The organism is Mesobacillus subterraneus (assembly GCF_000934845.1).
Taxonomy (GTDB): Bacteria; Bacillota; Bacilli; order Bacillales; family Cytobacillaceae; genus Mesobacillus; species Mesobacillus stamsii.
In genome coordinates, this window is sequence record NZ_JXIQ01000124.1 from 1 (window position 1) to 13,469 (window position 13,469).

The 13,469-nt window shown below is 43.4% G+C and carries 16 protein-coding genes, 1 tRNA gene and 1 riboswitch; of the genes, 4 read left to right on the top strand and 13 right to left on the bottom strand.

All coding sequences use genetic code 11. From position 1 onward, the window contains the following. Positions 1-144 precede the first annotated feature (144 nt). Positions 145-981 (bottom strand): lipoate--protein ligase family protein, encoded by an 837-nt coding sequence (locus tag UB32_RS15315; RefSeq protein ID WP_044395223.1) that lies wholly within the window; start codon positions 979-981, stop codon positions 145-147. Positions 982-1,207: 226 nt separating this feature from the next. On the opposite strand from UB32_RS15315, the gene UB32_RS15320 reads away from it, so the two are divergent. Then, positions 1,208-1,525, top strand: coding sequence for a rhodanese-like domain-containing protein (locus UB32_RS15320; RefSeq protein ID WP_084221868.1), 318 nt, complete (start codon positions 1,208-1,210; stop codon positions 1,523-1,525). Positions 1,526-1,651: 126 nt separating this feature from the next. Here UB32_RS15320 and gcvPB read toward each other — a convergent pair whose 3' ends face one another. Genes gcvPB through gcvT form a run of 3 tightly spaced genes read right to left on the bottom strand, consistent with a single transcriptional unit; the run spans position 1,652 to position 5,582 of the window. Next, the gene (gene gcvPB, locus UB32_RS15325) at positions 1,652-3,115 is read right to left on the bottom strand and encodes an aminomethyl-transferring glycine dehydrogenase subunit GcvPB (RefSeq protein ID WP_044395227.1); all 1,464 of its coding nucleotides are present in this window, start codon (positions 3,113-3,115) and stop codon (positions 1,652-1,654) included. Further along, positions 3,108-4,454: an aminomethyl-transferring glycine dehydrogenase subunit GcvPA gene (gene gcvPA / locus UB32_RS15330; protein ID WP_044395229.1), complete on the bottom strand. Its 1,347-nt coding sequence runs from the start codon at positions 4,452-4,454 to the stop codon at positions 3,108-3,110. Before gcvPA ends, gcvPB begins: the two co-directional genes overlap by 8 nt. A 21-nt stretch (positions 4,455-4,475) precedes the next feature. Continuing rightward, complete coding sequence (gcvT, locus tag UB32_RS15335) at positions 4,476-5,582, bottom strand: glycine cleavage system aminomethyltransferase GcvT (protein ID WP_044395232.1); 1,107 nt, start codon at positions 5,580-5,582, stop codon at positions 4,476-4,478. Positions 5,583-5,765: 183 nt separating this feature from the next. Further along, positions 5,766-5,853: riboswitch (glycine riboswitch) on the bottom strand. Positions 5,854-6,023: 170 nt separating this feature from the next. Here gcvT and UB32_RS15340 point away from each other — a divergent pair. Further along, a complete protein-coding gene (locus UB32_RS15340) occupies positions 6,024-7,712 on the top strand; it encodes a DEAD/DEAH box helicase (RefSeq protein WP_044395234.1) in 1,689 nt (562 codons plus the stop codon). Beyond that, the gene (locus UB32_RS15345; RefSeq protein WP_044395236.1) at positions 7,690-8,481 is read left to right on the top strand and encodes a YqhG family protein; all 792 of its coding nucleotides are present in this window, start codon (positions 7,690-7,692) and stop codon (positions 8,479-8,481) included. The genes UB32_RS15340 and UB32_RS15345 overlap by 23 nt, the downstream gene beginning before the upstream one ends. A 50-nt stretch (positions 8,482-8,531) precedes the next feature. On the opposite strand, the gene UB32_RS15350 is transcribed toward UB32_RS15345, so the two are convergent. The 9 genes from UB32_RS15350 to comGA are packed head-to-tail and all read right to left on the bottom strand — an operon-like array spanning position 8,532 to position 13,267. Next, the gene (locus tag UB32_RS15350; RefSeq protein ID WP_044395238.1) at positions 8,532-8,717 is read right to left on the bottom strand and encodes a YqzE family protein; all 186 of its coding nucleotides are present in this window, start codon (positions 8,715-8,717) and stop codon (positions 8,532-8,534) included. A 38-nt stretch (positions 8,718-8,755) separates the two neighbouring features. Beyond that, positions 8,756-9,256: a shikimate kinase gene (locus UB32_RS15355; protein ID WP_044395241.1), complete on the bottom strand. Its 501-nt coding sequence runs from the start codon at positions 9,254-9,256 to the stop codon at positions 8,756-8,758. Between the two features lie 16 nt (positions 9,257-9,272). Continuing rightward, on the bottom strand, positions 9,273-9,584 hold the full coding sequence (gene comGG, locus UB32_RS15360; protein ID WP_157841634.1) for a competence type IV pilus minor pilin ComGG: 312 nt from the start codon (positions 9,582-9,584) through the stop codon (positions 9,273-9,275). A gap of 59 nt (positions 9,585-9,643) precedes the next feature. Further along, positions 9,644-10,117 (bottom strand): competence type IV pilus minor pilin ComGF, encoded by a 474-nt coding sequence (gene comGF / locus UB32_RS19095; RefSeq protein WP_052807065.1) that lies wholly within the window; start codon positions 10,115-10,117, stop codon positions 9,644-9,646. After that, on the bottom strand, positions 10,071-10,406 hold the full coding sequence (locus tag UB32_RS15370; RefSeq protein WP_044395245.1) for a hypothetical protein: 336 nt from the start codon (positions 10,404-10,406) through the stop codon (positions 10,071-10,073). The genes comGF and UB32_RS15370 overlap by 47 nt, the downstream gene beginning before the upstream one ends. After that, positions 10,390-10,842 (bottom strand): competence type IV pilus minor pilin ComGD, encoded by a 453-nt coding sequence (gene comGD, locus UB32_RS15375; RefSeq protein ID WP_044395247.1) that lies wholly within the window; start codon positions 10,840-10,842, stop codon positions 10,390-10,392. Before comGD ends, UB32_RS15370 begins: the two co-directional genes overlap by 17 nt. Further along, the gene (comGC, locus tag UB32_RS15380) at positions 10,839-11,144 is read right to left on the bottom strand and encodes a competence type IV pilus major pilin ComGC (protein WP_044395249.1); all 306 of its coding nucleotides are present in this window, start codon (positions 11,142-11,144) and stop codon (positions 10,839-10,841) included. The genes comGD and comGC overlap by 4 nt, the downstream gene beginning before the upstream one ends. Positions 11,145-11,178: 34 nt before the next feature. After that, positions 11,179-12,210: a competence type IV pilus assembly protein ComGB gene (gene comGB, locus UB32_RS15385; protein WP_044395251.1), complete on the bottom strand. Its 1,032-nt coding sequence runs from the start codon at positions 12,208-12,210 to the stop codon at positions 11,179-11,181. Then, positions 12,197-13,267, bottom strand: coding sequence for a competence type IV pilus ATPase ComGA (gene comGA / locus UB32_RS15390; RefSeq protein WP_128721564.1), 1,071 nt, complete (start codon positions 13,265-13,267; stop codon positions 12,197-12,199). The genes comGB and comGA overlap by 14 nt, the downstream gene beginning before the upstream one ends. Positions 13,268-13,397: 130 nt before the next feature. Between comGA and UB32_RS15395 the strand changes: the two genes are divergently transcribed. Continuing rightward, a tRNA-Gln gene (locus UB32_RS15395) sits at positions 13,398-13,469 on the top strand.

Here is a 13,469-nt window from a genome sequence, read left to right on the forward strand (position 1 = left end):
TTTGACTTCATTGGGCGGACCGAAGCGACTCAAGGGGCTAGGCGCTGGAGCTGGATTAAGAAAAACACAATTAGTTATCCACAACTAAATAATTTTGTAATTTCCATAACAGCAAAAAAAGCGGTTGATCCGCTCTGTAAATTTTTATCTTTTGAAATTCCAGTCCTCAGATTCGTATTTATTTTTTGCAAGTGCATTTACATAATCCAGTTCTTCTTCACTTAAGGTGTAAGGGTCCAATTTTATCCTCAATCCAGCCTCGAAACCTTCCTTGAAGGCTTTCTTTGCTTCCTCTAGTTCAATCTTCCGGCTGCTGATTTGATTGATGGCTACCGCCTTGGACTTGAAAGCACGCTGCATTCTTTCTTTGACTTTGTCATTCGGATACTTGAACAAGCTGAAAAGTTTATCTTCATCTAAATCCAGCAAAATGGAACCATGCTGTAGGATTACCCCTTTCTGACGGGTCTGAGCACTTCCGGCAACCTTCCGTCCCTCAACTACCAGTTCGTACCAGCTTGGTGCATCAAAACAAACTGCGGATCGCGGGTTCTTTAGTGCTTCCTTTTCGGCAGATGTTTTTGGCCCAGCGAAATAAGCTTCCAGTCCTAGATTCTGAAACCCCTGCAAAATCCCTTCTGAAATGACACGATATGCTTCTGTGACAGTTTTTGGCATGTCAGGATAATCTTCTGTCACAATGACGCTATAAGTGAGTTCGTGTTCATGCAGGACTCCCCTGCCACCAGTCGGCCTGCGCACAAACCCGAGGCCAAGCTGCTGTACAGCATCCATATCAATCTCGCGCTCAATCCTCTGAAAATAGCCAATTGAAAGGGTCGCAGGATTCCAACCATAAAAGCGGACAACAGGTGGGATCTTTCCTGCACCATGCCACTCGAGTAATGCCTCATCTAACGCCATATTAAATGACGGTGAATTGTCACCTGAATCAATAAATCTCCATACTGCTTTTTCCATTGCATTACCCCATTTTCATTTGATCAAGATTTTTTTAGTCTAACAAATAAATTTTCAAAAGAAAAGCAGCTTGTTTGAAAGAATTTTGGTAAATATCTTTGCGCTTATCCAGGAAGGCTTATATAATTAAAGATGGCTCAGCATAGCTTGAAAGGAGAAATATGTTTTGTATACACTTATTTTGTTAATCGTTCTGACAGTTGCGGTGATTCTGTACTATGTGTTTATGTATTTCCGCCAAAAGAAAATCCTAAAGACTTTGTCAGAGGAAGAATTCAAAGCAGGGTATCGTAAAGCGCAGCTCATTGATGTCCGTGAACCGAATGAATTCGCAAACGGCCATATACTAGGTGCTAGAAACATTCCGCTTACCCAGCTAAAGGCACGTTTGAAAGAAATCAGACCGGACAAGCCAGTCTATCTTTATTGCCAGAGCGGATCCCGCAGCGGCCGTGCTGCACAGCTGCTTCACAAAAATGGCTGTAAAGATTTATCCCATCTAGAAGGCGGCTTCAAAAAATGGGGCGGCAAAATTAAAGCGTAATCTGCTCTTTCCATAAAAATCACCCCCCAGCAGAAGCTGGGGGGTTAGCTTTTTTGCTATTTCCTTCAACGCTGACGAAAGCCTTTCTGGAAATCATGCAGAGTATATCGACATGATTTCAAAAAACTATTCCGCTTTCTGATAGCGGAGGATCGGCTTCCTTGCAGCTGTTGTTTCATCCAGGCGGCCTACTACCGTGGAGTGCGGTGCTTCTTGAACGATTTCCGGGTTCTCTTCTGCTTCACGCGCGATTTGGATCATCGCATCGATGAAGGCATCAAGCGTTTCCTTGGATTCTGTTTCTGTCGGCTCAATCATGATCGCTTCTTCTACATTCAATGGGAAGTAGATGGTTGGCGGATGATAGCCGAAGTCAAGCAGGCGTTTGGCGATATCCAGCGTGCGCACGCCTAGCTTTTTTTGACGCTTGCCGCTTAGGACGAACTCATGCTTGCAATGCCTGTTAAACGGCAGATCATAATAGTCAGCAAGCTTTCTCATCATATAGTTGGCATTGAGTACCGCGTACTCTGTTACAGCCTTCAAGCCATCCGGTCCCATTGTGCGGATATAAGTATAGGCACGGACATTGATGCCAAAGTTTCCGTAGAACGGTTTTACCCTTCCGATAGACTGCGGGCGATCGTAGTCGAACTTATAAACGCCATCCTGCTTTGTGACGATTGGCTTTGGCAGGAAGGGGATCAAGTCTGCTTTTACGCCAACTGGGCCAGAACCTGGTCCGCCGCCGCCGTGTGGTCCTGTGAATGTTTTGTGAAGGTTCAAGTGGACAACATCAAAGCCCATATCACCAGGCCGTGCCTTGGACATTACAGCATTCAAGTTGGCTCCATCATAGTAAAGCTTTCCACCTGCGCCGTGGACTATTTCGGCCATCTCCAAAATATTTTCTTCAAATAATCCAAGCGTGTTCGGATTTGTAAGCATTAATGCTGCAGTATCTTCCCCGACAACCTTCTTTAGGTCTTCCAGATCAACAAGACCATTTTTATCGGATTTAACTGTGATCGTTTCAAAACCAGCGACGGTCGCAGATGCAGGATTTGTTCCGTGAGCGGAGTCAGGAATAATGACCTTCGTCCGACTTTGGTCTCCATTCGCTTCATGGTAGGCCCGAATCATCATCAATCCCGTCCATTCCCCATGCGCACCAGCGGCCGGCTGCAAGGTAACTTCATCCATACCAGTGATTTCAATCAAGTGTTCCTGCAGGTCGTACATCAATTCAAGCGCACCTTGAACAGAACTTTCATCCTGCAATGGATGCAAGTGTGCAAAACCATCAAAGCGAGCGACATTTTCATTCATTTTCGGATTGTATTTCATCGTGCATGATCCAAGCGGATAAAATCCGGAATCCACTCCATGATTGCGTTTGGATAATGCTGTGTAGTGGCGCATGATATCAAGCTCGGAAGCCTCAGGAAGTTCCGGATCGTCTTCCCGAAGAAATCCTTCAGGCAAAAGGTCTGTTAAATCTGCTTCTGGAACATCCATTTCCGGAAGGCTATAGCCGACACGGCCTGGTGTGCTTAATTCAAAAATGAGTGGCTGATCTTCCTTATGCATTGATATCCCCCATTTCCTTAACAAAAGTATCGATTTCTTCTTTCGTTCTTAATTCCGTCACTGCAATCAACATATGATTCTCAAGTCCGGAAAAATCACGGCCGAGATCATAGCCGCCAATGATGTCTTTTTTGAGAAGCTTCTGGTTCACTTCTTTTACTGGCTTATTTAGTTTAACAACAAATTCATTAAAAGAATGACCTTCAAATGCGATTTCAAAACCATTTTCCTTAAACTTTTGTTTAGCATAATGCGCTTTTTGGATATTGCTGACAGCCATTTCCCGTACACCCTTTTTGCCGAGTGCTGTCATTGCCACAGAGGCGGCAAGGGCATTTAATGCCTGGTTCGAACAGATATTGGACGTCGCTTTATCCCGGCGAATATGCTGTTCCCTCGCCTGCAGCGTCAAAACGAAGCCTCTTCGTCCCTGATCATCCTTCGTTTGGCCGACGAGTCTTCCGGGAACTTTTCTCATTAACTTTCCAGTTACTGCAAAGTATCCACAGTGAGGGCCGCCGAATGCAGTCGGAATTCCGAATGGCTGTGCGTCTCCTGTCACAATATCTGCGCCAAATTTCCCTGGAGGCGTCAATGCCCCAAGCGCAAGCGGATTGCTTGATACTACGAAAAGTGATTTATTCTCATGGACAATTGCTTCGATTTCCTTCATCGATTCCAGACCGCCAAAGAAGTTCGGATACTGGACGATAACAGCAGCCACATCTTCGCTTGTCATCCCTTTCAAAGCATCTATGTCTGTTACACCATCTTTATAAGGCACTTCGACTACATCAATATACTGACCTTTTGCATAGGTTTTGACGACATCCTTATACTCCGGATGAACAGCGCTTGAAATCAATATTTTCTTCCTTCTTGTATGGCCTGCACTAAGCATGGCCGCTTCTGCCAGAGCAGTTCCACCATCATACATGGAAGAGTTCGCTACCTCCATGCCAGTCAGTTCGGAGATCATCGTCTGAAATTCAAAGATGGCCTGAAGTTCACCTTGCGAGATTTCTGGCTGATAGGGTGTGTACGCAGTGTAAAATTCCGAACGTGACAGAACATGGTCAACAATGACCGGAATATAATGATCATATACCCCTGCACCAATGAAGGAAGTATTCCTTTTTAAATCAGCATTTTTGGCTGCCATCTGAGCAAGCTCCTTCATAAGAGCTGTTTCCGGCTTGGCTTTCTTAATGTTATATTCTCCAGTGAAACGGACCTTTTCAGGTATATCGCTGAACAGTTCATCAATTGATGATACACCGATGCTTTCCAACATTGCGTTTTTGTCACTTTCCGTCAGCGGTAAATAGCGATGCTTCATAACTTTTCCCCTCTCTGGCATTTACTTTTTGGCTCTTTTATAAAATGGTGTAGCTGAAACAGCAGCTTTCAAGCGTTTTCCGCGGATTTCAACTTCTACTTCATTCCCAAGCTCCGTTTCTCTAGTGTCAAGCAGTGCAAGTCCGATGTTTTTCTTGAGCGTTGGGGATTGCGTTCCAGTGGTTACCTCCCCAACCCTGACTTCCCCTTTGTAAACTGGATAGCCATGGCGAGGAATGCCTCGGTCGATCATTTCGATCCCGATAAGCTTTTTAGTCAGACCTTTTTCTTTTTGCTGCTTGAGTACCTCTTTTCCGATGAAATCAGCTTCTTTATTCAGCTTGACCGCAAAGCCAATCCCTGCTTCAAGCGGGCTAATTTCCGGTGACAATTCTTGGCCATACAAAGGAAGATTTGCTTCGAAACGGAGTGTATCCCTAGCACCAAGGCCACAAGGAAGAATGCCTTCTTTTTTGCCTGCCTCAAGAATTTCTTTCCAGAGTCTGACTGCGTCTTTAGAATCGCAATAAATTTCAAATCCATCTTCTCCAGTATACCCTGTTCGAGATACAAGCGCTTTCTTACCGTTCAGATCGACTTCTTGCTTGAACTTAAAAAAACCTATTGTGCCGAGGTCGAATTCTCCGGACAGCTTTTGGAGGATTTCTTCCGCCTTTGGTCCCTGTATAGCTAGCTGTGCCATGCGATCGGACAAGTTTTCCATTTCCACATTGCCTTCAAGTTGTTTCTGCATCCAATCGAAATCCTTTTCAATATTGGAAGCATTCACTACAAGCAGGTAATCATCCGCTTCGATTTTATAAACAAGCAAATCATCCACTGTGCCGCCGTTCTCATAACACATCGCCGTGTACTGTGCTCCCCCATTTTTAAGCTTTGAAACATCATTTGTCATCAACTTTTGTAAGAAATCCAAGCTATCGGGACCGCCCACTGCGATTTCGCCCATATGGGAAACATCGAATAAACCGGCTTTTGTCCTTACTGCCTCATGTTCCTCCTTGATGCTTGAAAACTGAACAGGCAGCTCCCAGCCTCCAAAGTCAACTGTCTTCCCGCCATACTCCTGGTAAACTTCAAAAAGTGGTGTTCGTTTTAATTCCGACATTATGTATCCCCCTTTGTCTCAAGCCAAAATATCAGTTTGCATCCACCTCTATATCCAAAAAGCAGAAAAGGACAGAGCACCCCCTCTTCATCCGAGAAGGTCTCTGTCCTTTCACCTGAAAGTTTACCTGTATAGGTTTTCCTCTTTGGTGGCTCACACGAATGGAAGCACTCTCCAGAGATGCGTCAAACAAGAGTTCTTTTGCCTGAGAGATTCACAATTCTGCTTGCTCCTTCGGCGCTACCGGGGTAGTCTCTCCTCTTGTCGTCATCCGCATTTATATTATTTTCACATTTGGGCACGCTAGACGTTATCACCCATGTCTGCAAACTGATGTTTCCGGCTATAAAATGACAAATTTCAAAACATTCAAAAGCTAACTTCATCCTACCATTAGAAGGGGGATTGGGCAATATTTTTATATTAAAAGAGGTGGAGAAAATGAACGCGGAAATAAACTTCGATTCCTCCTGGCAAAACGAAATGGCGGAAAGAATCGAGAAGGACGGACCATGGGGAAATTGGGAGCTATACAAACTTGCGGTTGAAATCGAAAAACATACGATCATCCCTGAATTTGAAGGTCTCCAAGCACCTGGTCACCTCCCGGATCTAACCCCATTGCCGCATCAGCTCGAAGTGGCCAGGCAGGTGGTCGAAAATATGAACGGAAAAGCGATCCTTGCTGATGAAGTGGGACTGGGAAAAACGATCGAAGCCGGACTGATTTTGAAAGAATACATGATCAGAGGCTTGGTGAAAAAGGTGCTAATCTTAGTTCCTGCTTCACTAGTTTCGCAATGGGAGATGGAGTTAAACACCAAATTCCACATCCCTGCAATTGCCCAAAAGAAAAGTTATGTGTGGGAACAATTCGATGTCGTCGTTTCATCTATTGATACAGCCAAGCGTGCCCCGCACAAGGATATCATCAACCAATTAAATTATGACCTGATTATCATTGATGAAGCACATAAATTGAAAAATAATAAAACAAAAAACTATGAATTTGTTCAAAACCTTAAAAAACGATTCTGCCTGCTACTAACGGCGACTCCTATCCAGAACCGGATTGAAGAAATTTTCAACCTCGTATCATTATTGAAGCCAGGTCATCTCGGCAGTGAATCAGCATTTTTTGATAAATATAAAAAAGATGCTAGGTCCGTCCATGATGATGAGCATCTGCGAGAACTGGTCAACAAAGTGATGATCCGCAATAGGCGTTCGGATACCGGCATCGAGTGGACAAAGCGACAAGTAGAAACGATTCTGATCCATTTATCCAATGAGGAGCGAGCTTTATATAACGCCATCGAGGACTTAAGAGGTTCTGCCAGCGGACTTGCATCCAGTCAGTTTTCACTAATGACCCTCCAGCGGGAAGCATGCAGCAGCAGGGAAGCTGTTTTTTACACACTCAAAAATATGCTGCAGCGGCAGGAAAACCCTTCCATTGAATTACAAAATACGATATCCCAGCTTATCAAACAAGTGGAGGCCGTAACAAAAAACTCCAAAGCGGAAAAAGCGCTTGAGTTGATCAACCAAATTGATGACAAAGTGATCATCTTCACCGAATATCGAGCCACTCAGCTGTATCTTCAATGGTTTCTAAAGCAAAATGGCATCACATCGGTTCCGTTCCGCGGCGGGTTCAAACGCGGAAAAAAGGACTGGATGAGAGAGCTATTTCAGAAGAACGTTCAGGTCCTGATCGCAACGGAAGCCGGGGGCGAAGGGATCAACCTGCAATTTTGCAGTCATATCATCAACTTTGACCTTCCCTGGAACCCAATGAGACTGGAACAAAGAATCGGCAGGATCCACCGTCTTGGCCAAGAAAAAGATGTGAAAATCTTCAACTTCGCAACGAAGGATACAGTGGAAGAACATGTTATGAAGCTTCTTTACGAGAAAATCAATCTGTTTGAAAAAGTAATCGGTGAACTTGATGATATCCTGACAAAATGGGAGTTTGGAAATATGGAAGAACACTTGGTTGATATCTTTGGAAAGTCCTCATCAGAAGGGGAAATTCGGATCAAGATGGAAAACTTAACCTCCATGATCCAGTTCGCAGAAGAAATGAAGGGGGAATCTCAACGTGAAGCAACAGGAAATCCATAATTTTTTAGAAAGGTATTTCATGGCAAATCATTGTGAACTGATAGAAAACGACAAAGGATATATGACTGTCCAGCTCACCGTGGAGCTTGATAAGGAATTGATGAACCGTCCGTTTTACTGGCATTATCTTGAGAAAACGGGTGGGGTACCAAATCCAATGAAGCTTACCTTTATAACAGACAAACAGCAGGCACCAGACAATTTGCAAGGAGAAATCATCCATTTTGGTTCTCCGCGTCTTCATCAAATCTTTGATTCAACAAAGAACCTGGCAGGTTTTATCCGTTTATATCAAAAGGACCAGTATCATGAACAAACCGCTTTGATTCCCTGGATTGGAATCAATGGAAAAGTATCTTACCAATGTGACAGAAAACGGGAGGTTTTCCATTCAATTGGGCTCCAGCTGATCAATGGAAGAATGGTGGAAAACTTTCATGAACGATTACTAAAACTTCCATTAACGACAAAAATACCGGATTATGCCTATACACTTTCTCCTTTGATCAAACCAAAGAGCGGGGTGAATAGAATCCAGGCATTTCTTACTTCCATTATTGAAAAAGAGGATCATACATGGGCAGTGGAGGCAAGAGAACGCTGGCAGAAGGATCTCGATTTACTTCATCATTTTTATGAAAATGATGAGGAAAAATCCGAAAGTTTTGAAACAGAAAAAACAGCTTTAAAAGAACAATATGAACCGAAAATTCAACTCTCCATCATCAATGGCGGATTGTTTTATTTAACCGAGAATGCCATTACTTAATGTTCCCATCGCATAGCAAAGCCCGGCGGATTGGTTCGCCGGGCTTTGCTTCATAAGCGTTTTTTCTTTTTTACTCCGGACATCAGCATAAACGGAAGGATGCCGAACCATTTGAATAGAAAGGTCGCTTCTGCCTCCTTTTTTTCCTGCTTGATTTTCCGACGTTCCTCTTTTGGCTGATCGATATATTGTACAACGGTCTGGGTTAGGTATTTCACGTACTCATTTGTTTTCATGGCTACACCATCCTCATCTGTAAAAGTATAACCATGTGTCATTTTTTCATACACTGGATGATGTCATCGACAATTTGCTGTACCGTTTTAACAGATGTATCAATTTCAAATTCCGTTGTCTCCCGATACAAAGGAAGTCTACTTTCGTATAGCGCTTTAGCTGTTTTCATTTTGTCCTGTTTCAACAGCGGTCTGGAATTATCCTCCTTCAGCCTTGCGAGGATGCTTTCAAGTTCCGCATGCAAGTAGACAACATTCCTTTTTCCTTTCAGAAACAGCCTGTTGCCTGTCCTTCCTACGATCCCTCCTCCTGTTGCAATAACAGCATTGGTGGAAGGCAGCGATCGCAAAACCTCTGCCTCATAATGGCGAAACTTTTCTTCCCCTTCTGCAGCAAAGATCTCATTGATGGACATTCCAGTCCTTTTGACGATCTCTTCGTCTGTATCATACACTGCCACATTCAGTCTCCGGGCCAATTCCTGTGAGACAGTTGTCTTTCCTGCACCCATGAATCCAATTAAATAAATCGCTCTCATATCTCGTCATCACCTGTCAGTTCTTTTCCTTCCATTTTATCATCATGCCCTTTTCCTTGTCATATTGTCCAAAACCAATCCCCTTTTCACCGCTGTCGAGTTCAAGAGTGAAAGTCACTTCGTCAACAGTCGTAGATAAGGATTGTTTTTGGAAGCCAACTGTTCCAAAATGGTAATCAAGGATACCGTTAGTGGGCAAATTGTCTTCTTTTAACAGAAGCTCAGCCTGTTTCATCGAGCACAGCATATAATATTCCTGGAGTCGAATGGTTTCTGTCTCTTTGGCAAACTTTTTCTCGGCAATATACTGTTCCGTCCCTATCAGCAAAAAAAAGGACATCAAAACTAAAAAAATCATTGTTAATGGATAGATAAACCCTCTTTCATTTATAGTTGAACACCTCCTGTTTGCAAAAACTGGTGGATTCGAACCGAATAATGAATTCCATCTAAACCAACGGCCGTTACCACCACACCATCCGCAATTTTTTCAAAAGCAAAGCTGGACAGATTTTGCATCAAAATTTCGTGTCCTTGTCCATCCACTCTTCTCCTCATACTAGAAGCATACTTTTCGTATAGGATGATTTGGCCATTGACTTTCAATAGCAGCTTATCAGGCTGAACTGTCATCTGTTCTGCTGTGCGGATCTCTTTTTTTATTTGGCTGCTGAACACATCCCACTCCATCCTCGTGAGTCCTTTTTCTGTGAGGGTGTCATCAAGAATGATTCTAAAACTTAATGGAAGCATCGAGGCAATCATGGAAAACACCAACAACGATAAAAGCATCTCCAGCATGGTAAAGCCGATTTCATTCAGTCGCAGAACATTTTTTATGGGCTTGCTGGTTGCTCTCATAATGAACACATACCTCCCATGTAGAATTGTTTTCAACCTTAGTCACGGTTACTTCATATGGAATTCCGTTTTGAGAAATCCAATTTGTTCCCGAAGTTGTGCCCGCAACTTTCAAGTACATCAGTTCGTCATATAAAATAGAGTTTGCATCTTCCTCGGCCCTTACTTCTGCCGTCTTTTCGATTATCACTACTGCTATTGGCAGCAAAACTGTAGTCGCCATAAGAAATGCTGTAAGCGATAAAAGCATGTCCGCCATAAAAAAGCCTTTTTCATTCTTCGACAACATAAAACCGACCTTTCCCAATTAGGATCATCATTCGGAACCTCTTTGAGCCAGCTGTCACATAGAAAGACCCGAAACTGTCAATATTCCCATCCGGCATATAGTGAAACAGGAATTTCATCGTGCCTTGTTCGACCAAAACGTCTGCAGAATAATACCGTTCGATCAGATAAGGTGCACGATAATCGGTGCCGCGAATATAGTACGCATGGTACTCTGGCAGGAAGCGGACAGTTACTTGTTCCTGGTGGGATATTGCGTATTGTTGGCTGTACAATAGATCGGATTCTAGCTGGTTGAAGAAAAGTTCTTTTGCGAGGACATCATTTTGTGGTGCAAACAGAAAGACAGATGTAACGGAGAGCATCAGGAAAGCTGACAGAACAATGATCATTTCAACCATAGTAAAGCCGCCAGTGTTTTTCAGCCTGCCGTTCATAATGCTGACATCTGGACAGTCCCGTCAGTTAAAATTTCAATCTTTGTTCCGTCGGGACAAGCGGCATTCGGGCTTTTCAAGTAGCCTGCGTCGTAAAGCAGCTGGAAATCAGGGGTAGTGTTTTTATCCATTTTATAAGCCTGTACCTGAGTTTCTACCAGTTTTATATATGCCTCACAGCCTTTATTGTTGATATTCGAGTTATGCGTTGCAATATTCGGCACCGTAATAATTAATAAGACCGAAATCACCAGCAATACAATCATCATTTCTATCAGCGTAAAACCTTTTTGATTTTTCATTATTTTCTTCTCCTTTTCCTCGTATCTAATTACTTTAAATCCCTTTCATCATGTCGAACATCGGAAGCAGGATAGCCAGATACAGTGAGATGACCAGCAGGCCAATAAAACTGTATAAGATTGGCTGGATTGTTTTCATCGACGTCTCCAATTTGTCTTCTAGTTCTTTAAGGCAATACCGGCTGTAAAAATAAAGCTCCTGATCCAGTTTGCCATTCTTTTGCCCGTGCCTGATAATTTTCGGCAATTCAGCTTCAAAAAACGGATAATCATCTACTGCCTTGTCAAAATCCTCACCCGCTGCCAATTTTGAGATAATATCCTTTCCGATTTCACTTAAAAATGGTTCATGACGATTTTGCTCAAAAACCTTCAAGGCATCATGAACCGGTAGCCCTCCCGAAAACAGATAGCTTAATTGGACTGCGAAGGAATGGGAGGAAAGCAGTTTGATCCATCTGCCTGCTACCGGCAGTTTCACCAGTTTCATTTTTTGTTGCATAACAGGCAGTTTCCTGAATATCAAATTGTAATAAAGGGCCGATAGCACTGCAATGCTGAGCAGAAAGTAAAGCAGGAAAGGAATAATGTCACCAGCAGCACGAATGATTGCCATGAAAATATTCGGAGCCATGTTCATGTCTGAGAAAAGTGAGGTGAATTTCGGCAGCAACACCTTGTTGATGAAGAAAAACAAGAGAAAGGTGAGGGTACCAAGGAACAGTGGGTATGCAGCCAACTTTTTCAGCCGCTGATAATCGGCTTCGCGTTTTAAGACCATATCGGCTCCTTCTGTGACGGCATGGACTAGGCCACCGTGTTGCTCAGCAAAATATACATAGCTGATCAATTCTTTATTGAAATGCAATTCAGCTAGGATTAAATAAAAAGGAAAGCCTTCCCGAAGCTGATCGAGACTTCTTTTAATATCTGCTTTCCTTTTCCATTCAAGATGAAAAGTCATCGATTCAATTGCCTCTGCTAAAGAATATCCTTGCGCCAAAAGCTCCCCTGTCCTTTTCAGGAATCTGGCCTGATCACGGACTGGCCACTTATTCTCCTTCATTTAGCACCCACCTCTGATATTCCGATTCCTTGATAAACCCCAGGGCGATGCCTTTTTTTATTGCATCCTTAAGTGTTTTGTAGTGGTAATTCTGGTGTTCTCCTTTCGCTTCCTTCAATGCAGCCGATAAATCCCTTCCCGTAAGAATTTCAAATACATTTCCCCTTTTGCCGCTGCCAGAAGAGTAGCAGAACGGCGAGCAAGCATCTTCACAATAAGGACATGTCAATTCAACAAGCCTTTGTGCGGTTACTGCGATCAATGTCTGTTCGATTTCAAGCCAAGATATCCCGAATTCACTCAGCCTGTATATGGCTCCCTTTGCATCCCGTGTGTGCATCGTCGTCAATACCAAATGCCCTGTCAGCGATGCCCTTATCGCTGTCTCCGCAGTCTCTTTGTCTCTGATTTCTCCAACCATAATGATATCCGGATCATGCCGGAGGATCGCCTTTAAGCCCGCAGCATAGGAAACACCTGCTCGTTCGTTGACCTGAACTTGAAGCACGGCTTCACTTGGTTTTTCAATAGGGTCCTCGAGTGTGATGACATTACGATGGACCATTTCCGAAGTTTCCGATAGCATGGAATACAATGTAGTCGTTTTGCCACTGCCTGTCGGACCGGTAAAAATAATCAGACCATGAGCATGTTTTAAAAGGGAAATTAATTTTTTTGATGTGGATGGGAATAATGATAGTTGGTAAGAAGGGATCTGCTTTTGTTCGGGAAGAAGCCGAATGACCATGCTTTCGTTCAGATAGGCTGGAAGGGTGGAGATTCTCAAACCGATTTTTTGATCGTGGTCCTGGTAGCTGAAGGCGCCACTTTGCGGCCTTCTCTTTTCGCCTATATCCATCGAAGCGGTAAATTTAAAGTGGGAAATTAGCCGTTCACAATCCCCCTGATCAAGCGTGTATCGGGGCAGCAACTGATTGCCTAGCCTGAATTTTATCAGGGTGTCTTTCTCGTGCGGGATAATATGAATGTCCGATGCGCCGCTTTTTAAAGCATCTTTTAAAATGTTTTCTGCCAGCAGTTCAATTGATTTTACAATAGGAATGCACCACCTTTTTTGTTATACAAAAGGATTCTACAGAACACCTCCTCTTCCTGCGAAAAATATAAATAAAGTGTGTATAATTAGTGACAGTTCCATTCATACTAAAAATCGTATTCATTCCCGATGGGCTATAGCCAAGCGGTAAGGCAACGGACTTTGACTCCGTCATGCGTTGGTTCGAATCCAGCTAGCCCAG

Coding starts and splice junctions, on each gene's coding strand:
- UB32_RS15315 (WP_044395223.1), bottom strand. CDS start 981: ATGGAAAAAGCAGTATGGAGATTTATTGATTCAGGTGACAATTCACCG.
- UB32_RS15320 (WP_084221868.1), top strand. CDS start 1,208: ATGTATTTCCGCCAAAAGAAAATCCTAAAGACTTTGTCAGAGGAAGAA.
- gcvPB (WP_044395227.1), bottom strand. CDS start 3,115: ATGCATAAGGAAGATCAGCCACTCATTTTTGAATTAAGCACACCAGGC.
- gcvPA (WP_044395229.1), bottom strand. CDS start 4,454: ATGAAGCATCGCTATTTACCGCTGACGGAAAGTGACAAAAACGCAATG.
- gcvT (WP_044395232.1), bottom strand. CDS start 5,582: ATGTCGGAATTAAAACGAACACCACTTTTTGAAGTTTACCAGGAGTAT.
- UB32_RS15340 (WP_044395234.1), top strand. CDS start 6,024: ATGAACGCGGAAATAAACTTCGATTCCTCCTGGCAAAACGAAATGGCG.
- UB32_RS15350 (WP_044395238.1), bottom strand. CDS start 8,717: ATGAAAACAAATGAGTACGTGAAATACCTAACCCAGACCGTTGTACAA.
- UB32_RS15355 (WP_044395241.1), bottom strand. CDS start 9,256: ATGAGAGCGATTTATTTAATTGGATTCATGGGTGCAGGAAAGACAACT.
- comGF (WP_052807065.1), bottom strand. CDS start 10,117: ATGAGAGCAACCAGCAAGCCCATAAAAAATGTTCTGCGACTGAATGAA.
- UB32_RS15370 (WP_044395245.1), bottom strand. CDS start 10,406: ATGTTGTCGAAGAATGAAAAAGGCTTTTTTATGGCGGACATGCTTTTA.
- comGD (WP_044395247.1), bottom strand. CDS start 10,842: ATGAACGGCAGGCTGAAAAACACTGGCGGCTTTACTATGGTTGAAATG.
- comGC (WP_044395249.1), bottom strand. CDS start 11,144: ATGAAAAATCAAAAAGGTTTTACGCTGATAGAAATGATGATTGTATTG.
- comGB (WP_044395251.1), bottom strand. CDS start 12,210: ATGAAGGAGAATAAGTGGCCAGTCCGTGATCAGGCCAGATTCCTGAAA.